This is a genomic window from Pyrobaculum islandicum DSM 4184 (genome assembly GCF_000015205.1).
In the GTDB taxonomy this organism is placed as follows: Archaea; Thermoproteota; Thermoprotei; order Thermoproteales; family Thermoproteaceae; genus Pyrobaculum; species Pyrobaculum islandicum.
The window spans coordinates 211,267-232,042 of the sequence record NC_008701.1; the positions used below are offsets into that span (position 1 = coordinate 211,267).

Below are 20,776 nucleotides of genomic sequence, written 5' to 3' on the forward strand. Positions count from 1 at the left end.
ACGAAGATAAGGATTGTTACGGTTCGGATGCCCATAGAGGTCAAGAATTTTTTAAAATTTGAGACTTAGTTAGTGAAGATGCCGTAGTTCTTTATCACCACTTTTCCCAGGGCGGCGGCTAGTTTAGCTATCTGCTGGAGGTGGCTTGGGGGTGGGTTGCAGTGTTGTCTACACCACTGGGGATCTCTTGGGTCTGTGGTGGGTGGGCCGAGGAGCGGCTGTATCACTACCGTGACCTCGGTCTCCGCTAGGGCGTTGCTCACCTCCTCTATCCTTTTTGCGTAGGTCTCTAGGGGGAGGTTCGCGGCGGGGATTCTGAGCTCGATGGGGATTTTTCTACTTGAGGCGGTTTTTAGGGAGGTGAGGAAGTTCTGCCACAGCTGTTGCCAGTGTGGAACGCCGTACATCTGGTCTGGTATTTTTAGGTCTGTGGCTAGGTGGTCTACCTCGTCTATGACTTTTTCTAGGGCTTTGGTGAGGGTGGCGTTGGTGTTGAGGCTTCTGGCCACGCCGGCTTCCCTAGCCCTTTTGAAGAGGTGTCTCAGCTCCTCCGCCTGTAGCAGGGGCTCTCCGCCTGTGACGTGTAGATAGTCTATGTAGGGCTTGGCGCGGGCGAGCTCGCCCAGGAGCCTCTCCACGTCTAGCTCGCCGCAGTTCTGCCGCTCGGCTATCCTCCAGTTGTGGCAGAATGGGCATCTTAGGTTGCACCCGCAGAGCCAGAGGGTGAAGGTCACTGCGCCGTGGACGTCGACTGTGGATATGCCCTTCCAGCCGGCGGCCAGCATTAGTAATGCCTCCTGAGCCAGAACTCCCTCCTCCTGTATGGGTTCCAGTTCTTGAGAGGTCTGTAGTAGCCGATTATGCGGCTCCACACCTCCACGCCCTCGTAGCCGCAGGAGGGGCACCTCTTGTAGAGCCCGGTGTAGGTTCTGCCGCAGCGGGGGCAGTGGGTCTGGGCTGGGGTGAAGCTCCAGTAGACCACCTCCGTCTCTGTTATCCTCCTGGCTAGCTTGGCCAAGGCCTCGGGGTCAGGCTCCTCCCCTAGGAATATGTGCATCATGACGCCGCCGGTGAACTCCCTCTGCACCTTGGCCTCCACCTCCACCCTCTCCCACAGCTCCATGGGGGCGTAGTAGGGGGCTACGGAGGTGCTGTATATGAGGTCTGGGAGGTACTGCGCCAGCTCTGGGTACCTCCTGGCGTCTTTAATCGCCAGCTTGGCGGCGGCGCTCTCCCCCGGCACCTCCTCCACGTTCCAGGGCGTTCCCTCCTCCGACATCCACTCCCTAGCTTTCTTTACGGCGAAGGACACCATCTTCTTCATTAGGTCGGCCGCGGCTGCCCAATCTCTGTGGGAGCCCTCTGTCCAAAGGTCGGGCTTGCCCATGTATATGGCGGCGGCCTCCGGGAGGCCTATTATGCCTATGGTGTTGAAATGCGACGTGGGGAACTCGGGCAGATACCTCCTGACGAAGCTGTACATCTCCGTCTTGAGGAGCTTGACGTACCTCTCCCTGAGCCAGTCCAAGCCCCTCTTGACAAGCTCCAGCCTCTCTTCGTAGAGCTCCCAGAACCTCCCGTCGTCTCCTCTGGCGTCGAGGGCTATGCGGGGGAGGTTGACGTCTATAACGCCGACTGACCCCGTGACGTCGGGGAGGGCCCAGACGCCGCCGAACCTCTGCTTCTCCATGCGGCTCCAGAGATCCTCAGTCGCCAGCTTCACATCTCTCTTGAGGGAGATGCGTGCCCCTCTGGCGTACATGAGCTCGTTCCTGTCTATGTTTATCCTGCAACACATGGCGAAGGACCCGTCTGGGTCGACAACCCTTGTGTTAAGCCAGTAGAAGCTCCCCCTCTTCGCGGCGGTGGTGAAGACCGCCTCGAAGATCTCCGGGTCTTCCCAGAGCCAGGTGGCGGTGGTCATGAGCGTAGGTATGGGGAAGGTGAAGGGCTTCCCCTCGGCGTCTCCCTCCTTTAGAACTGAAGCTAGGGCTTTTAGGAAGAGCTTAGCCTCCTCCTCGTAGACGCCAAGCGGCTCGACCTCTTTTCCGTCGTACACAGCGCGGTCGCCGTCCAACATCTTCCTCGGCGCGTTCATCGTCACTGTGAAGTTGGTGAAGGGCGTCTGGAACCCCACCCTGCTTGGGTAGTTTAGGTTGTAGACGAGCCTCTGGACGCTCTGCCTCACCGCCTTGAAGTCCAGCTTGTCGTTTCTGATGAAGGGCCCGGCGTACCACTCAACGCTTGAGAAGGCTTGGGCCCCCGTGAAGTAGTGCTGCGCCGTGGAGAGGAAGTTGGCCACGTGGTCTACGAAGGTGTCGAGGTGCCGCGCCGGCCGCGAGGCGATTATCGGCGTGACCAACCCCTGCTTCAACAGCCTACTTATCGAGTGGCCAGAGCAGTAGGGCAGGTAGGCCGAGTAGGGGAGCTTGTGTACATAGATAAGCCCCTCCTGGTGCGCCTCGGCTACCTCGGCGGGTAGATCCACGGGCATGTGCTCCTCCAGTAGGTAGGAGAAAAAGCCGGTTGGGCTTGGGTACCTATTCGCGTTTTCATTCACCTCCAGGGAGTTCCAAGCCAGGTACTTCTGGATCACCTCCTGCATAAATAAGGGACAAATTTCCCATATTTATTTCTTACGTTTAAAATAAGTTGATACGCTGGATCGAAATTTTCAGCCTACTCCGGCGGAGGCGAAAAGGGGGTTAAGAACCCGTTACCCCCAGACCTGTGTGTAGGACACGCCGTACCACCTCCTGTAGTAGTAGTCGGCTACCTTGGTGAAGTTTACGTCTCTGAAGAGGTCTGGGTAGAGCTTTGTGGCTGTCCACAACACCGAGAGGGCGGTGTCTGGCGTGTACTCCGAGAGGATGGGCTTTTTGTATACTCTGCCGTTTTTCACGGCGTTTACCCCGCGGTATACCGGGTTGTTCAAGACGGCAGACTCGTTGTATCTCGCCTGCCAGGCGATGATTATCACGTCTGGGTTCCACTTAAGTATCCGCTCGGGGTCCACCTTCACGGTGCTCATGGTGGGGTAGTCGGCCGCGGCTACGTTTACCCCGCCCGCCAGCTCTATGTTTTGGCTAAAGAGGGAGGCGCCTCCCGCCACCGTCAGCGGGTCTACCCAGAGGTATAGGACCCTCGCCTTTTCTCTCACCGACGCGGTTCTGTTGGCGACAAACTTCACTATGTCCTCCATGTCGTTGACGATCTGTCTAGCCCTGGGCAATCTGTCGAAGACCACGCCGTATAGCCAGACGAGCCTCTCGGCGTCTGTGAAGTTGTTAACCACCACCTGTACCAGGGTTAGGTTAGCCCTCTGCATTGTTCTTATATCGTCGGGGTTTACCACCCAGTTAAACACCACCTGCGGCTTCAGCTGGACAAGAGCTTCGACGTTTACCTTGAAGCGATCTCCAGGCGTCGGCAGATTTACCACGGCGGGGAAAGCCGCCTTCATCAGAGGGGCGAAGACGCCTTGGACAGCGTCTCTCCCCACGGCGACGAGCCTAGAGGTGACGTTGAAGGCGATGGGGAGTTGATATGTGACAAAGGTGGCGAACCTCTCCACCCTGCTGGGGATCTTCACCACGTTCCCCGCCAGGTCTACCACCTCCTTCCAGTTTATGTTGTACACGGCGTAGGCCTGCGGCGGGATAGACACGCCGTACATATCTCCTAGGCGCTTTAGATCTCCCCGCCAGTCAAAGGCGTAGACGTCGGGGTAGAGCACCTCCGCGATGTACTCCCTGCCGACTACGCCCCGGGGCCCCCAGTTGAGTATATCCCCTATCTTAGACCCCCAGGGGACTAGGTATATCTCGCCGTTTTTATACGCCTTTAAGACGCGCCACCTCTCGTCTGACCTGATCTTGTCGAATATCCTCCCGGCGTCTTCCGCCGATGCCGCTATTAAAACCACGTCGGGGTCCCACCTCATCAACGTCTCCATGTCTATCTTAGGCCAGGCCTGGTTTGGGAACTGCTCCAACGCCACGTTTACAGCGCCGGCCTCAACCAACGCCATGCCGAAGGACGAGTTGGCGGCTAAAGACAGCGGGCCGCCGGCCAGTATGCTACTGCCGAAGATCAACACAGCCCTCTTCCTCTCCTTTATCTTCGCCGCCCCGGCCCCCAGCTCTTCAAACCTCTTGGCCATAAAGGCCTTCAGCTCCCTCGCCTTATCCACAGCCCCCGTGAGGTTGCCCAATACCTCCACAGCCTTCAACTCGTCTGGAGTCCCCCGCATAAACAACGCCACCACCGGGACGCCCGCCTCCTCAAGTCTCTTTATCACCTCGTCTGCTTTTCCATAGCCGTAGTCTGTCACCACCACGTCAGGCTTGAGAGCCACCACCGCCTCCACGTTAACACCGCCGAATAGATCCCCAACCACCGGCTTCTTCCTCACCTCCGGCGGCAGATACTCGTCGGCGTCTACGTATCTCCCGATGCCGACGATCTTATCCCCAGCCCCCAACGCCACTAACACCTCTGCCCAGTAGGAGTTGAGCACCACGATCCTCTCGGGAGGCTTAGGAAGCACAATCCTCTTACCTCGGAAATCAACGACGACGATCTGCCGGGAGACCGCCGGGGTCTGAGTAGGCGGTTGCGTAGCGACGGCCGTGGGAGAAGCCGTAGGCGAGACAGCCGCCGTAGGCGCCGTCTGAGCGGGGGACGGCCCCTTTGGCAAAAGGAGGTATACTGCGGCAATAGCCGCCAGTATTACCACCAATAGGGAAATTATTTTCCATTTCATACGACTATGATAATAATACGTTTTAAGTATTACTCCTCTAATATGCCCTCTAGCTCTTCTGCAATTTTTCTAATTTCTTCGTCGCCTTCCCAGTAGCCTCTTCTGTGGGCTTCCTCTAGCCGTTTTATAATTTCATAAAGCGCCCATGGGTTTACTGTTTTGATTCGTTCTCTCATCTCAATATTTTTTACATACATCTCAGCTATTTGACGCCAGAACCATCTATCCACCGTGCCTGTTAACGCGGCATGCCCTAGCACATATTCCACCCTCTTGGCGATCTCCCGCGCCCCGTCGTAGCCGTGTTTAAGCATCTCCTCAGCCCACTTGGGGTTTAGTAATCTTGTCCTTAGGGCGAAGTCTACCGCCTCTTCTACCGTCCTAATTCTCATCTTTTCTCCAGTGGCGTCTACCCAATAGGCCTCCACCCTCCTTCCGGCTAGAGTCTCCACGGCTTTTTTAAGCCCGCCGAGAAATTCGTAGTAGTGGTCTAGGTCGGCTATGTCGTACTCCGTAGCGCTTCTCACTTGGCTCACCACCTCTACCTTCTTAAGGAGCTGTACGAAAAGCTCTCTCATAGCTTCGCCGTGGATATCATCGCCGTATCCATACATCATGTCTCCCACGTACACCTCGACGAGCTCCCCCTCGTTTTTCCAACTAGAGCTCTCTATAAACTCGGGGAGACGGGTGCCGTATGTCCCCGGCTTAGGGCCAAATATCCTAGTGATGCGGCCTATTTCAAGGTAGTGTTTTCTCACGTAGTTCATCTCAAGCGGTTCATCTAAGCTGGCAACTAGCTTCACCGCTCTATCTATGAGAGAGATGAGGTTGGGAAACATGTCGCGGAAGAAACCGCAGATTGTTACAACCACGTCTATCCTCGGCCTCCCGAGCTCCTCCAGAGGAATAGGCTCAAGCTCGGGGGCCCAAGGTCCGTGTTTTCTCACAAGTCTCACGCCTAAGAGCTGTAAGATTTGGCCTACCGTCTCGCCTCTGGTCTGCGCAGTTTCAAAGCCCCATAGGACGACAGCGACACTCTCTGGGTAACGTCCGTACTTCTCCCTATACCTCTTTACCAACTCCTCGGCGAGGTTTATCCCGCGTATATACGCGGCTTTCGTAGGTATAAGCCTGGGGTCGAAGGCGTAGCCGTGGGAGCCTGTGGGGAAAACCTCTGGCGTTCTCAACGGCTCTCCGGCGACTCTAGGCTCTACATATCTCCCATCTAAGGCCTTTAGTAAAGAGGACACTTCGTCAGACTCTAGAATTCTCTTGGCTAAATCACGTACATATCTAAACACCTCCTCGGCCTCTCTCCTCCTCTTTTTGAAATACTTAGCCGGGTCTCCCCCCGAGAGAGCTTCTTTAATCATCCTTCTCGCCTCCTCCTCCGCCTCTACAAGCAACCTCCCCCCTCCCGCCTTCTCTACTCCGTCGTAGTTGACCCCCCTCTCCTCTAGAATTAGCCTATGTAGCGATGGGACATCCCCCTCTCTCCTAAGGACAAAGGTTATGTAGTTCACTACGTCTTCTACACTCCACCTACTGCCAAAGACGTGGAGGCCCCGCGGGATCACCGCCCGTTTCATCTCCATTAGGTAGTCGTGTAACCTCTCCAAGTCGCCGCAGGGGAGATTTAGTTTTCTACACTTCTCCTCTATTAACCTCCTCACGTCTTCTCCCCCCTTCTCGGCCTCCTCTAGGAGCTCCTCAAGCTCCACATATTCGCCGTAGAGATCTGCGTGTGTAAACGGCGGAGTGCCGTGTGTTATAATATAGGCGTAGCTCCTCCTCTTGGCGATAGTCTTCTCAGACGGGTTTGTCACATGGTAGATGTATATGTGGGGGGTGTCGCCGATGAGAATATCAGGCCAACACCTATCCGATAACCCCACCTCTTTCCCTGGCATAAGCTCAAGCGTGCCGTGTGTACCTACATGTATTATTGCGTCTGCCTTAAAGACCTCTTTAATCCAGTAGTAGAAGGCCAAGTACTGGTGGTGAGGCGGGATGTCCTTTGAGTGATACAGTTTAGATGGATCTTCGTGGAAGCCTCTGGGGGGTTGCACGCCGATGAAGACGTTGTCGAGTACTACGCCGGGGATTAAAAAGCTGTCCCCCTCTACGTTTACACCGCCTGGGGGCTCGCCCCACGTTTTTATAACCTCGTCTCTGTTGGCCAGTGTGTTGAACCACCTTAAGTATTCAGACACCGGCAACTTTGGCACATCGCCATGGCTTCCCCACTGCGGCGAGTTGACTAAAAACCTCTCTGCTATAAGACGTCGAAGCTCCTCTTTATCTAACGCCCGGGTCCTATAGCCGGCTTCTCTCAACGCCTTTAGAATTACAGCAAGGCTAGCCAAAGTGTCTAAATATGCGGCATTGCCCACATTATGCTCCCCCGGTGGGTAGTTGTATATCACAATCGCCACCCTCCTCTCTGAGGGGGGCTTCTGCCTGAGCTTTATCCAGTTGGCCACTCTCCTAGCCTTTTTCTTTACTCTCTCCTCTAAGACTACCATTTCTGCATATATGCTGTCGTCTAAACCCGCCGAGATAATAGGCTCTATTGCCCCATCTATCTCCGGCAGGGCGACGCCCCCTACAACTTCCACGGGAGAGAGACCTCTGGGATCTTTCTCCCACTGCGAAATCCTCCGCGTATAGGCGACCAGGCCGTTGAAGAGGAGAGAACCCCTTTCTTTAAACAGCTCGCGGGTGGGCTCCGGAGATCCGCCGTAGGGCCCGCCGTTTATGACAAACCACTGGAGGTTTATGACGGCGTCTACAGACCTCCCCCCTACGAGGGTGTACTTCCTCAACGCTTCCAGTTGTTTAAGTAGCCCATCTGTGACTCCTCCTGTCGCAATAAAGGCATTTACGCCGAGTTTCTCCAACTCCTCCTTTAGTTTGAGGGCTACGGGCAGAGTTTCATCGAAGTGCATACCTGCGTAGGTAAATATCAACACTACAGGCCCTTTCGTCTCTGGCGGCTTATATGTAAATCCTATGCCAGGGGTATACACTGCGAATTCTCCCACTAGCTTAGGCTCGCCGTATTTTACCCCTGCGCCGAAATACTCGGCGAGAATAAGCTTGAACAAATTAGCTAAGTTTTCCCTACCCCAGTAGGCCCAGTATTTCGTGGCCCAGATCCAATTTCTTAGATGTCTCAACGGCCCCACTGGCAACACCCTGCCCGCAGTTTCTACGGCGGATAACACCTTGGAGATCTTTGAGAAGTCTACGCGGTCTGTGTCGAAGTCTTGCTCCGGCACTCTCTTCGCTATTTCGACTCCGCTGAAGCCTCCAAGTCTTAAAAGCGCAAGTGTTCCAGGCGAGCCGCCCACCAATGGGATGACTACTTTAGCTCTGCTTTTCTCCACGGCATTTATAAGCTCCCTAGGCGCACCCCCTCTCACGTCTATTAAGATAACGTCGGCGTTTTCAACAGCGGCATAGTCCACAGAGCTGTGTATATAGTAGGTCTGTAGCTCTATGGATACGCCGGCCTCTGCCTCTACTTCCTTCGCCGCGTCAAAAAGCGTACGAAGGGAGGGCTTGGTGGAGATAATTACTATCTTCACACCTCTACTACCTTGGCCGAGGTGATGCTCGCTATTAGGTCTATGTAGGTGGGGGCTGGGTCGAAGCCTCTGCCTCTGGTGGCGTATATCTCCAGCTCCACACCCGCCTTCTTTAACAGGTGGGAGAGCCTCTCCAGATCCTCTCTTACGTTTCTATACAGTGGGACGTTGGCTTTGCCGTCTGTTATCAAGACCCCCACCACCTTGGCGTCTCTGTATTTAGCCCTGAAGCTTTTGGCTATCCTATAGAGGGTCTCCAGGGCGTGGGGCAACGGCGTTCTGCCGCCGGTGGGTACTGCGGATAAGGCGGCGAGGATCTCCTCGTATTTCCTCACGGGGGGCACCACCACCTGGGCTCCGCCTCCTCTGAAGACGATCAACGAGATGTACTCCCTCCCCCTGTAGGAGGACTCCGCTAGCTTTCTCACTAGCCCCTTCGCCACCGCTATCCTCCTCAAGGCGGCCATGCTCCCACTTGAGTCAAGCAGGACGACGCGGAGGACGGGCACTCTAGCTCTTCTTACGTTTATCCTAAGATCCTCATTATCTACGGCCAAGGGGAGGCCGGCGCCTAGCCTTCTGAGCGCTGCGGCTGTCAACGTCGCGGTGATGTGTATATCCACCGCCTCCCCCCTTGGGATCGCGTAGGTTGTAACTACGCCGTGGCTCCCGCCGATTTTAAGCTCGTAGGCTCTCCTAGCCCGCCTCCCGCCGCCCCCCTCCTCCTCCCCCCTAAGGCGGACGGGCGTCTCCCGGGGCTCGTAGGGGGGCTTCTCCTCGCCGAACTGCTTCCCCCCGCCTCCCCTCCCGCCGCCTGCCTCTCCCCCTCCCTGTCCCCCTCCGCCTCCCTGCGGCCCTCTGTCGCCTCCGCCGTCGTTCTGCTGGGGAGATGGCGGAGGGCTTGCGGGAGGCGGGGGAGGCGGCTCGAAGGGTGTTGCCTTGAGGCGGTGGGGTAGGGCGAGCTCCATGGCCTTTTTCACGTCGTCTAGGTTGACCTTGAGGCGGCCGTCGAGGGCGGCTATGGCCTTGGCTGTTCTAACGACCGTAATCTCTGCCCTGTGGCTTCTGATCTTTAGGTCTGTTATAGTCTTGACTATGAACTTCATGAGGTCTTCGTCTATTTGGACGTCGTTGACGATCTGTCTAGCTCTAGATATAGCCTCCCTAAGCCTGTTCTGCTCGGGCTCCCACTTTCTGTAGAAGGCTGTTGGGTCTCTGTTGAACTCCTCGACCCTCCTGATTATCTCTATCCTCTCCTCCGGGTTCATGGAGGCCTCCACCTTCACATATAGGCCGAATCTGTCCAACAGCTGGGGCCTAAGCTCGCCCTCCTCTGGGTTCATACTACCGATTAATATGAATCGGGCTGGGTGTTTCACGGATATGCCCTCTCTCTCCACGATGTTCCAGCCCATCGCCGCAGCGTCTAACAAGACGTCTATTATGTAGTCGTCTAGTAGGTTTACCTCGTCTATATACAGTATGTTTCGGTTAGCCTCGGCGAGGAGGCCCGGCTGAAGCGCTCTTATCCCCTCGGCGAGCGCCCTCTTTATGTCGAGCGTCCCCACCAACCTATCCACTGTGATGCTTAGGGGGAGGTCTATAACGCGCATCTTCCTCTTCGCCACCTTTATCTCGCCTCTTTTCCACTTCAGGTAACACTCGTCGCACATCTCCGCCGGGTTGTGCGGGTTGCAGCCGAAGGGGCACCCCTCTACCACCTCTATCTCAGGGAGGAGGTCGGCGAGCGCCCTCACCATAGTCGATTTGCCCGTCCCCTTGTCTCCGGCGAGGAGAACCCCGCCAATGGCGGGGTTTACCGAGACCGCCAATAGAGCCAGCTTGGCCTTTTCCTGGCCTACAATCGCGGCGAAGGGGTAGACAACCCGGCGTTCCCTCGCCTCCTCCATCACCTCAGCTTTATCCACAGTTTTTCTATCTTCTTGACCGTCTCTTGGTTTTTCCACACATCTACGTCCTCCGCCGTGTATATCTCTATGGAGCCTCCCTGCACCTCTCCCTCCCCCACCTCCTCCTCAAGAACGCCCTCTATCTCGCCGTATGCCTCCCTCAGCTTGTCCAACAAGTCCTTGTCGGCTTTCCACAGGCCTCTCTGGGCCGCCTCTATGAGCCTCCTCGCGACCTCCTCAGCCGCCCATGGGTTGTTCTCGAGGAACCACTTCCTCATCTCTGGGTCTAGGATGTAGGTTTTGGCAATTTCGTCGAAAACCCACTTCTCGACGACTTTGGCCGTGGCCGACCAGCCGTAGAGGTGGAGTATCTTCCTCTGGAACTCGTTGGCGCCTCTATAGCCGTGTTTCTTCATCTCGGAGATCCAGACGGGGTTGAGGAGCTTGGCTCTCACTATGCGCTCCACCTCCTCCCTCATGTCTCTCACCTCTACGTTAGAGACGTCGCGGGTGTCGACGGTCACGATCTTCACGTTTTTCCCGCTTACCGCCTTGGCGGCGTTGTAGAAACCGCCGTGGTAGGAGTAGTAGCAACAGCAGCCGAATATGTCGAACTCGTCGCTTTCGTGGTTTCTATTTACCACGTCGACGTAGCGGAGGTTCAACATCAGAGCCTCTGGCGCGGGCTTCCCGTAGTTCCTCCTGGTGTACATATAGCTCGACCACTGGATCCAGACCTTGGCTAAATCCTCGTCTGTCCTCCAAGCCGAGGCCTCCACCGCGTAGTTTACCCCCGCCCCGTAGGCGCCTGGAGGCTCGGCGAAAACCCTCGCCTTGGCCATCTCCTCCACGTCGCCCTCTACCCCCTCCGCCTTGAGCTTCATCAGGTTCTCCAGGTAGTGCTTCTTCACGTAGTTCATCTCAAGCGGCTCGTCCAGCGCCACGACCTTAGCCACCGCCTCGTCTATTAGGTGGACGTAGTTGGGCAGGGTGTCTCTCACGATGCCGCTTATTCTAACCAACACGTCTATCCTCGGCCTCCCCAGCTCCTCCAGAGGGATGGGCTCGACCCCCCTCACGCTCCCGCCGGAGTCCCACACAGGCCTTACCCCCATTAGGTAGAGGATCTGGGCCAGCTGCTCTCCGTCTGCCCTATACGCGTCTTTCGACCAGAGGACCTCCCCCACGGACTCGGGATACCTCCCCTCCTCCTTGAGGTAGTACTCGAGGAGCTTCTTGGCGGACTGTACGCCTATTTCCCAAGCCGCGGGGGTGGGCATTTGGGTTGGGTCGACGGCGAAGAAGTTGCGGCCGGTGGGGAGGATCTCGAGCTTCCCCCGGGTCAACGATCCGGCGGGCCCCGGCTCCACGAAGCCGCCCTCCAGCCCGTTTAGAAAACCTCCGTACTCCGCCTCGCCGCTTTCTCTAACGAGCTCCACAGCCTTAAGCACGTTTTTAAACGCCTCGGCGAGCCTCTGCGCCTGTCTATAGATCGCCTTGGCCTCGGTCATAGCCCAAAGGCCGTCCTCACCTCCTCCACCGCCTTCACCACCGCTTCTTCTGTAAGCCCCGCGCTTGTGTATCCGCTCTCCACTAGCCTCTTCGAAACGGAGTACGCCATCTCCTTCAACTTCTTGAGAAGCTCGTCGTTTGTCATACCGAGTTTGTTCACGTCCCAGGGCCTCCTCCTAAGCTCGTCGTAGTCGAAGCCGAGGTACTCAGCCAACGCCCTCACGACCGAGGGGTACCTCGCCGTGTCCTTGAGAAATATGGTGATCCCATATCTGGCGAGTTTCTCCACGTCGCTTGTGGGGTGGCCGAAGATGTGGAGCCCCAGGTTTATCTCGGTGTCGCTCACCATCCGTAGGTAGTTGTGGACCTCCTCCACGTAGTCGTCTGGGTCGTCGGTTTTCACCCTGGGCTTGATGTGGGCCTTCTCCGCCTCCTCCCTAATCTTGGCGTATAGGATCTTGGCTTGCTCGTAGTTGCCGTTCTGCTTTGCTCTCCAGTAGTCGTTGACCAACTTCTCCAGCTGTTCAAACACCTCTGCCGTGTCCATCGGCGGGTAGAGGTGGTCTATAATCACGGCGTAGCTCCTCCTCTTTGCAATCACGCCCTCCATGGGGTTGGTGAAGGCGTAGACGTAGAGGTGGGGGACGTCGTCTACGCTTATCTCGGGCCAGCTTGAGACGTCTAGGCCTACGCCTTTGCCTGGGCGGAACTCCAAAGCGCCGTGTGTGCCGAAGTGTATTAACACGTCTGCGCCGAAGACTCTGGTGGCCCAGCGGTACGCGGCTAGCCACTGATGCGGCGGGGAGATGGTTGGGTCGTGGAGGATTCTACAGACTCTCCCATCGCACCGAGGACCTGCGCAGCCGAACTTAGGCTGAGGCATTATCAACACGTTGCCGAAGACCACGCCGGGTATTACGAACTTGCCCTGGTAGACCATCCCCACAAACAGCTTGTTGAACCTCCCGCCTAAGACGTCGGCTGGGTGGCCCCAGTCTTTCACTATCTTCTCTCTCACGTCGGGGGGAAGCTCGTTAAACCACTGCATGTATGTGTCTAAGTCGACGAAGCCCACGGCGCCGCCCGACTTGACTATAGTCTCGACGGAGGTCCACCTAAACTCGCTGATTGCCTTCCTCGAGAGGATGAGCTTTATCAAGGCCTGCCCGTTCTCCGGGATCTCCCCCCCTACGTTATAGCCTAATTCTCTCAGCCTCTTTAACAACCTCACCACGGACTCGGGCACGTCCAGCCCTAGGCCAACCCCCACGTTGGCCTCAAGGCCTTTACATGGCGGATTTATGAGCACTATGGCGATCTTCCTCTCGCTAGGCGGCTTCCTGGAGAGCCTTATCCACCTCTTTACCCTTCTGACGAGGTAGGACACGTGGGGTTCGTAGACGTCCGCCACCTTAGCCCCGTCTCTGTTTACCCTAGTGCCGACTAGGAAGAAGGGCTCGATCCCGCCGTCCACCTCCGGCATAACGACGTAGTAGACTTGGCTCATGTAGTCGATTCCCTCGGGGCTGTCTAGCCACTCCCTCACAGTCTGGCGCGAGGACTGGGCGGGCGTAATGATGGGGACGTTGAGAATCTTCAGGAGACCAACGCCGTCTGCCACCCTCATCCTGTTGGGATCCAGAGTCCATCTACCTCTGTCGAGGATGAAGAAGGAGGTTAGGTTCACCACCGCGTCTACAACAGGTCTGCCGCCGCGTATGAAGTACCTCGCCGCCGACTCCTCCTTGGAAGGCGCCTTCAATATGTCGTCGCGGAAGCCGTAGGTGAAGACGGCGATGACGTTGACCCCCTCTTTCTCAAACTCCTCTATGAGCCTATCTACGTGTTTTGTGTTACCGTAGAGCCAGTTTGTTCTGTAGAACAGTATCCCCACCGTCTCCTCCCCCCTCTTCTCGTACCTCCTCGTGTACTCCTCTAGGTCTGTGAAAACGCCGTATTTCGGGTGGTAGATGCCGTCCCAGGGGATGGGCTCCACGTCCTGTACCTCCACAGCCACGCCGAGCTCCCTAAGGAGGAGACGCACAACGTTTCGAAGGTTTTTCTCTCCCCCGGTTACGAAGTACCGCCTAGTCTCGATCCAGAGGTCCGGCCTACCTCTTGCGATGTCTGGGTGGTACTCGGGGTTTAGAGAAACCACGACCTTAGCCCTGGACCTTCTTATGGCGGATTCCACCTCTGGGGCAAGCTGGTACGTATAGATCAACACGGCGTCGCTCTCCTTTAAAAAATCGGCGTGGGCGGAGGCGGCCGCGTCGGAGGTCACGAGGTATTCAAAACCCAACTTCTTCGCCTCCTCCTCCGCCACCTTAGCTAAAACCGGCAACATAGAGCCGCCGTAGCCCACGATAAAAGACAGCCGGAGCATAGCTGTATTACGTTACTTCTATTTAAGTATTAATGCCTAAATCCTCCGCACTTCTCCCGGCCTTAAAACTTTAAATTTGTAATATTACTTCTGGATTTTATGAATACAAGAGTTGTAATAGGGGTTCTCCTGGCGGTAATCCTAGCTGTTTTCGCCCTCTATCTGGCGAAATCCCCCACGGGGGGCGGCGTCTCCAACGCCACGGCTCCGCCTAGAGCCGCCGGGCCCTCCCCCGTCTCTGTGGTGGACTCTGCGGGGCGCGTGGTAGTTTTTGACAAACCTCCCGAGAGGGTGGTGGCGTTGACTCACGCCGAGTTTCTCTACGTGTTGGGGGTGTGGAATAGGGTTGTGGGGATTGGGAAATCCGTCGCCGACGTGGTCTCTCTGCCGGCTTCGCTTAGGAACAGAACCGTCGTGGGAGATACCTACTCCGGGATAAACTGGGAGGCGGTCGCCGCCTTGAAGCCGGATTTGGTGGTGATGGGGTACTGGGGCGGGGTTTTCGCCGCCGGTGAACAACAGGTCTTAGAGAAGTCGCGGGAGCTGGGATACAAAGTCCTCGCCTTTGGATATGTAGCGCCCAGCGTAAACAGCTCCTGGCCGTATGAAAACATCAGGATAGTCAGAGTGCTCGGCAAGGTCTTCAACGTACGGGATAGAGCCGAGGAGTTGGCCAGCTGGCTTGAGGAGAGGTATAGAGAGGCTCTAGATATCGCGAGGAGGATCCCGCCGGAGAAGAGGTTAAACGTGCTCGTGATCTCGGCCTACTCCCTCGCCACAAGCGGCGATATCTACATATCGGGGAGAGGTAGCGCCTCCGGCGAGCTCGTGGAGCTTGTAGGCGCACACAACGTCGCTTTTGATTACAACCTGAGCCAGACCCGCAAGCTGGACCTGGAGAAGCTCATCACCCTATTTGGAAACAAGACAGATGTCGTAATAGTGAGAGATTTCCACGGGGGGAAATACGTCGATAGGGCGATCAAGAGGATCTTGGGCGATCCGAGGTGGAGGGCGATAAAGGCCGTGAGAGAGGGGAGGGTCTACGGGGTGAACTTTTCATACTACGACTTCAGCTACCCCTACGAATACTCGCCTAGGTTTATCTCCGCCATCTACGCGCTAGGCCATTTGATCTACCCACAGTACTACCCGGACTGGAGACCTATACATGTAGAGTTGCTCAGGAGGTTCTACAACATGTCTTGTCACGTAGAGGGCGGGCTTAGGTGTAACGTGGCTCAACTCTACCCTGTTACAGTTATGGATTCCATGGGAAGGGAGGTGACTTTCGAGTCGCCGCCTAGGAGAGTTATTGTGTTATACAGCGGTTGGGCCGAGGCGCTTTATGTATTGGGGGTCGTAGATAGGGTCGTGGGGATCAGCCCCTCTGTGGCCAGGGCGTCGTTTTTACCTAAGGAGGTCAGGGGCGCTCCGGCAGTGGGCGAAACCTTCTCGGGTTTAAACTGGGAGGCAGTGGCTGCTCTACGGCCCAACTTAATTATCATGGGCCGCTGGAAAGGCGGCTTTGAGCCCGGCGAGAGACAGGTGTTGGAGAAGTCGCGGGAGCTTGGGTATAAGGTCTTGGCGTTCGGCATCACCGATGTCAATAAGACGGGGACGAAGATGCCTTATGAAAACATCAGGATCATCAGAGCGCTCGGCCGTGTGTTTAACGTCACCGAGAAGGCGGAGGCTCTTGCGGACTTTCTAGAGAGGGAGTACAAAAAAGCTCTTGAAATCGCGAGGGGGATCCCGCCGGAGAAGCGGAGAAATGTCCTCGTGATTTACCCCACAGGCGTGTTGGAGAGGGGGCCTATCTCCGTGTCCTACAGGGGGTCTGCCTACGCAGAGACCGTGGAGCTGGTGGGAGGGCACAACGTGGCTTTTGACTACAACTTCACGGTGCAGTACCCCAAGTTTGACCTGGAGAAGCTCATCGCCCTATTTGGAAACAAAACCGACGTCTTGATCGTGGCGTGGTCTGACTACAACAGAACTGCGCAAGCGGTGAAAGCTATCCTGAGCGATCCGAGGTGGAGGGCGATAAAGGCCGTGAGAGAGGGGAGGGTCTACGGGGTTGTCCTATCTGCATATAGCTTAGACTTCCCCGAGATCTACGGCCCTAGGTTCGTAAGCGCCATCTACGCCTTCGGCCGCGCCATATATCCAGAGTATTATCCAGACTGGAGACCTATACATGTGGAGCTGCTGAGGAGGTTCTATAATGTGTCGTGTACATACGTGGGCGAGGGGTTGAGATGTGGGTGAGGTATCTCGTCTACGGGCTACCCCTGGCGGTGTTTCTTGTGAGTATCTCGGTGGGCGCGTACCCCATACCTATATATGACGTGGTTATGGTGGTGTCGGCTAAGTTGGCTTCTCTTCTCTCCACAGCCGTTAGCGTGGTTACATTTGGCGTCGTTTCGCCTGCGGTGAATCTGCACTACCCCACGACCTATGAGGTTGTTATCGTTGGAATTAGGATGCCGAGGGTTGTCTTCTCTATGGCGGTGGGCGCGGCGTTGGCTCTCTCCGGCTTGATTCTTCAAGCCATGTTTAAAAACCCGCTTGTCGATAGCTACATCTTGGGCATCTCCTCCGGGGCGGCCTTCGGGGCCACGTTGGCTATAGGCTTCTTGGCTGTCGCCAGCGTGACCCCCATAGCGTTTGTCTTCGCCTTGTTGGCCGTCTTCATGACCTACAGCCTGGCAAGGATTGGAGGCTCTGTCACCCCCGTCTCTCTTGTCTTAGCCGGTATAATCGTCAACGCGCTTTTCACGGCGTTGACGTCTCTCCTCAAGTTTCTGATGGAGCATAACAGACTCGCGGCGGCTGTGTATTGGCTAATGGGTAGCTTCTCGGGGGTGGGCTGGGACGCCGTCGTTGTCGCCGTTCCGGTAATCTCGGTGTTGGGGGCTCTGGCATATCTCTTGAGGTGGCGCCTTGACGTTCTTAGCTTTGGGGAAGAGGCTAAGACCCTCGGCGTAGATGTGGAGAAGCTGAAGGCGCTTTTCGTCTTCGTGGCTACTCTACTCACGGCGGTTTCTGTGGCATACAGCGGGATCATCGGCTGGGTTGGGCTCATGGTACCACACATAATGAGGATGGCCTTTGGGCCAAGCCACAGAGGTCTAGTGCCGCTGACTATTGCAGGGGGCGCCGCCTTTATGGGCGCCGCGGACACTCTCGCGCGGACTATAGCCACTTTTGAAATCCCCGTGGGTATTTTAACCACGGTGCTTGGGGTGCCCTTCTTCATCTACCTCCTGAGGAAGACGGGCGGCAGGTGGCATGCTTGAGGTAAAAGGCCTTGAGTTTAGCTACGGCGAGTTTACAATCAGCGGCGTGACCTTTTCCGTGGGGAAGGGCGAGGTGGCGGTTCTGCTGGGGCCAAACGGCAGCGGCAAAACCACAATTTTGAAGGCTATCTACGGGTTGTTAAAGCCGAGGGCGAGGTGCGTATACGTCGATGGGGCAGACTTCCACTCCCTGCCCTTTAGGAGGAGGTCTCAACTCGCTGGCTATGTGCCGCAAAGCCACCACCCGCCCTTCCCCTATAGGGTGATAGACGTAGTGGTCACCGGCTTTGCCCCGCGGCTTGGCCTCTTCCAGAGCCCGGGGAGGGGGCACTACGAGAAGGCGTTGGAGAAGCTACGGCTCTTGGGTATAGAACGCCTCGCCGAGAGACCCTACACTCATTTGAGCGGGGGGCAGCTACAGCTTGTCCTCATAGCCAGGGCGCTTGTACAAGAGCCTCAGGTCCTCCTCCTAGACGAGCCCACAGCCCACCTAGATTTTAAAAACCAGCTGAGGGTTCTCTCCACCGTTAGAAGGCTGGCGAAAGCCAGCGGCGTGGCCGTCTTGATGACTCTCCACGACCCCAACCTCGCCGCAGCGTATTCGGACAAAATTATCGTGGTGAAAGACGGGAGAGTGGTGGCGGTGGGGGCTCCCCGAGATGTAATTAAAGACGACATAATTAGGGAGGTCTACGGCGTAAGCGTTAAAGTGCTTGAGGTAGACGGCAGAGTGGTGGTACTCCCCCATGATTAACCCGGCGGCTCTTCTACGCGACGTCTTATTCCTCGCGCCTAGCGTAATCGGGGGCTCTCTCCTCGCCGCATTTCTAATGGAGAGGGGCGTGATGAACAAGTTGAGACCTCTTGCGGCGCCTTTTGTAAAACTCAGCGGACTTGGCCCCGAGACCGCGGCGGCATTTATCACGGCGTTTTTCGACGTAAGAAGCGCAAACACTCTTCTAGTCACACTACATAGGGAGGGTAGGCTTAGCCGGAGGGAGATGTATCTAGCCTCTCTTATGAACGCCTTCCCAGCCGCCGTGAGACACTGGGACTCTATGCTTCCACCTCTTCTAGCTCTCCTCGGGCTCTGGGGCGCTCTCTACTTCGCCTACTTCCTCCTCGTTGGCTTAGCCCAAACGCTCCTCTTCGCGTTGTTATCTAGGCTTTTAGTCGCGGGGAGCGGCCGCGTGTCCGCCGTCGTAACGGAAGGAGGCGGGGGGCCTAACGCGTTAAAGAGGGCGTTGAGGAGGGCGGTTAAGATCCTCGCAACCTCTGCCGCCGCTTTGGCAGTTGTGGAGCTCGCAACCTCTCTCGGCCTCTTTGGCGTGTTAAATAGCTATGTGAAATCCGCCGTGTCGGCCTTCCCCCTGTCTGCAGAGGAGCTGGGGGTCGCCGTGGCTTCCATGGTTAACTACGCCGCAGGCGCCGCCGCTGCAGCCGCGTTGATCAACGCGGGGCTGTTGGATGGGTGGAGAGCTGTCAAAGCCATGTTGTTGGGATCCGCCTTCTCCTTTGTCACAGCGCTGAGGGCCGTCTTGCCGTACTACGTAGGCGTGTTTGGCCCTAGAGATGGGCCCCTCCTGATGGCTATCTCCACCTCCGTGAGAACAGCTCTCATCCTTGCCCTGGTATGGATATAGACTGGGCCGAGGAGTGGGCGGCGTGGCGGAGGGAGGTTTGGACCCCACCGGATTTCTGGGATAGGGCTACCCCCCGGTTCTACAGATCTGCGAAGAGGAGAAGGGTCGAGGTGGAGAGGTTTTTAGACTGGCTCCTCGGGGAGCTGGGGCTCGGCGGGGGGAGCTCCGTGCTTGAGGTTGGGGCTGGGGCGGGGGCCTACGCCGTGCCTCTCGCCAAGAGGGTGAGCCGCGTCGTCGCCGTGGAGCCCTCTAGGGAGATGGCCCGATACCTGAGGAAATACGCCGAGGAGGAGGGCGTTAAAGTCGACGTAGTGGAGAAGAGGTGGGAGGAGGTCTCTCTTGAGGAGGTCGGCCGCCACGACTTAGCTCTGGCCGCCCACTCCATTCTAGTGGAGAACCTCAGGGGGGCAGTGGAGAAGTTGGAGGAGGCAGCTAGATGCGTCTGCGTTGTTCTACACGTCGGCGTGCCTGGCTGGGCCCAGCTCTACAGGTCGTTGGGCGTAGAGCGGCCCCACCGCCCTTGGTTCACCGCCTTCTACAACTTCCTCCTCCAGAGGGGGGTCTACGCCAACGTCAAAATCTTCGAGAGAGACGTGGTCAGAGAGTACCCAAGCGTCGAAGAAGCGGCTGAGGATCTTGGAGTCGAGGTGGAGAGAGTCGTGGAGACGTTGCCGCGTTTAGGGAGGCGGGGGGACGGCGGTGTGGTCTTCAAGTATAAAGTGAAGGAAGCGGCGGTATGGTGGTGCAGGAGGTAGCGGGGGTTCTCCTGGCTATGTTGTTGGGCTTTCTAGCGGCGGAGATGCTTCTGGAGCACGGCGTTTTGTACAAGCTGTCGTTTCTCCGCCGCGTGGCGAAGTTGGCCAACCTCCCCGACGTCTGCGGCGTTACCTTCGCCACGGCGTTTGTGTCGCCTGCCGCGTCTAACGCCATGTTGCAAAGCCTAAGAGATAGGGGCGTGTTAAACGATAGGGAGGTGCTTCTCGCGTCTTTGTTAAACGCCGCCGCGGTGCCGTTTTACGAGACATTCACGGTGTATCTGCCCGTGGTGATACCGCTGTTAGGCCCTAGGCTAGGCCTCATGTATATGTCGGCGATGTGGCTCAATGGAGCGTTGTCTTTCGCCGTAGTTGTGGCGGCCGGGAGACTGGCGCTGAATCGAAGAGAGACAGGCCTTGTGGAGGAGGCGGCGAGGAAGCTTGGTAGGAACTACAAAGCGGCATTGAGAAGGGGGCTGAGGAGGTTTGTGAAAACCGCTGTGGTTTTCGCCGCCACTGTCTCCACTGTGGAGCTTCTTCTGAGGTACGGGGTTCTGCAACATCTCGCAACCCCCCTCTCCTCCTATGCGATGGGCATTTCTCCACAGCTGCTACCTGCCATTGGAATATACGTGCTTCACCCCACCGCGGGCATGGCGGCCGTGGGCCAACTGGTGAAAACCGGCGTGGTGGGAGAGGTCGAGGCACTGGCGGCGCTACTGCTCGCAAGCGTCTTCATGCTACCGCTACTCTACCTAAGGGTGTACATCCCCCAGTGGGTCGCCATATTTGGCCCGCGGGTGGGGCTAGCCAGAGGAGCCATCGGGCTCTCTATCGCGTTGGCGGCACGCATAATAGTACTGGCCTCGGTTCTGGCTCTCGTGCATTAACGGCGTTACAACAGAAAGCC

General features: G+C 56.9%; 13 protein-coding genes. 6 read left to right on the plus strand and 7 right to left on the minus strand.

Annotated features, from left to right (window positions below; translation table 11 throughout):
• Nucleotides 1–65: 65 nt before the first annotated feature.
• The 7 genes from PISL_RS01165 to PISL_RS11500 form a co-directional block, all read right to left on the minus strand.
• On the minus strand, nucleotides 66–872 hold the full coding sequence (locus tag PISL_RS01165; protein WP_245218413.1) for an anaerobic ribonucleoside-triphosphate reductase activating protein: 807 nt from the start codon (nucleotides 870–872) through the stop codon (nucleotides 66–68).
• Nucleotides 785–2,605, minus strand: coding sequence for an anaerobic ribonucleoside triphosphate reductase (locus PISL_RS01170; protein WP_011761984.1), 1,821 nt, complete (start codon nucleotides 2,603–2,605; stop codon nucleotides 785–787). The genes PISL_RS01165 and PISL_RS01170 overlap by 88 nt, the downstream gene beginning before the upstream one ends.
• A 111-nt stretch (nucleotides 2,606–2,716) precedes the next feature.
• Nucleotides 2,717–4,765, minus strand: a complete 2,049-nt coding sequence (locus PISL_RS01175) for an ABC transporter substrate-binding protein (RefSeq protein WP_011761985.1) — start codon at nucleotides 4,763–4,765, stop codon at nucleotides 2,717–2,719.
• 29 nt (nucleotides 4,766–4,794) lie between these two features.
• The gene (bchH, locus tag PISL_RS01180; protein WP_011761986.1) at nucleotides 4,795–8,358 is read right to left on the minus strand and encodes a magnesium chelatase subunit H; all 3,564 of its coding nucleotides are present in this window, start codon (nucleotides 8,356–8,358) and stop codon (nucleotides 4,795–4,797) included.
• Nucleotides 8,355–10,268 (minus strand): ATP-binding protein, encoded by a 1,914-nt coding sequence (locus PISL_RS01185; RefSeq protein WP_011761987.1) that lies wholly within the window; start codon nucleotides 10,266–10,268, stop codon nucleotides 8,355–8,357. The genes bchH and PISL_RS01185 overlap by 4 nt, the downstream gene beginning before the upstream one ends.
• Nucleotides 10,268–11,779: a cobaltochelatase subunit CobN gene (locus PISL_RS11495; RefSeq protein WP_167827592.1), complete on the minus strand. Its 1,512-nt coding sequence runs from the start codon at nucleotides 11,777–11,779 to the stop codon at nucleotides 10,268–10,270. The genes PISL_RS01185 and PISL_RS11495 overlap by 1 nt, the downstream gene beginning before the upstream one ends.
• Entirely contained in the window at nucleotides 11,776–14,166 is a 2,391-nt protein-coding gene (locus tag PISL_RS11500) for a cobaltochelatase subunit CobN (RefSeq protein ID WP_167827593.1), read from the minus strand. The genes PISL_RS11495 and PISL_RS11500 overlap by 4 nt, the downstream gene beginning before the upstream one ends.
• A 99-nt stretch (nucleotides 14,167–14,265) precedes the next feature.
• Between PISL_RS11500 and PISL_RS01195 the strand changes: the two genes are divergently transcribed.
• Genes PISL_RS01195 through PISL_RS01220 form a run of 6 tightly spaced genes read left to right on the plus strand, consistent with a single transcriptional unit; the run spans nucleotide 14,266 to nucleotide 20,756 of the window.
• The gene (locus PISL_RS01195; RefSeq protein ID WP_011761988.1) at nucleotides 14,266–16,437 is read left to right on the plus strand and encodes an ABC transporter substrate-binding protein; all 2,172 of its coding nucleotides are present in this window, start codon (nucleotides 14,266–14,268) and stop codon (nucleotides 16,435–16,437) included.
• Entirely contained in the window at nucleotides 16,428–17,468 is a 1,041-nt protein-coding gene (locus PISL_RS01200) for a FecCD family ABC transporter permease (RefSeq protein WP_011761989.1), read from the plus strand. Before PISL_RS01195 ends, PISL_RS01200 begins: the two co-directional genes overlap by 10 nt.
• A complete protein-coding gene (locus PISL_RS01205) occupies nucleotides 17,461–18,222 on the plus strand; it encodes an ABC transporter ATP-binding protein (RefSeq protein WP_011761990.1) in 762 nt (253 codons plus the stop codon). Before PISL_RS01200 ends, PISL_RS01205 begins: the two co-directional genes overlap by 8 nt.
• A complete protein-coding gene (locus PISL_RS01210; protein ID WP_011761991.1) occupies nucleotides 18,215–19,111 on the plus strand; it encodes a nucleoside recognition protein in 897 nt (298 codons plus the stop codon). Before PISL_RS01205 ends, PISL_RS01210 begins: the two co-directional genes overlap by 8 nt.
• Nucleotides 19,102–19,866 (plus strand): class I SAM-dependent methyltransferase, encoded by a 765-nt coding sequence (locus tag PISL_RS01215; protein WP_011761992.1) that lies wholly within the window; start codon nucleotides 19,102–19,104, stop codon nucleotides 19,864–19,866. The genes PISL_RS01210 and PISL_RS01215 overlap by 10 nt, the downstream gene beginning before the upstream one ends.
• Complete coding sequence (locus tag PISL_RS01220; RefSeq protein WP_011761993.1) at nucleotides 19,848–20,756, plus strand: nucleoside recognition protein; 909 nt, start codon at nucleotides 19,848–19,850, stop codon at nucleotides 20,754–20,756. Before PISL_RS01215 ends, PISL_RS01220 begins: the two co-directional genes overlap by 19 nt.
• Nucleotides 20,757–20,776: the final 20 nt, after the last annotated feature.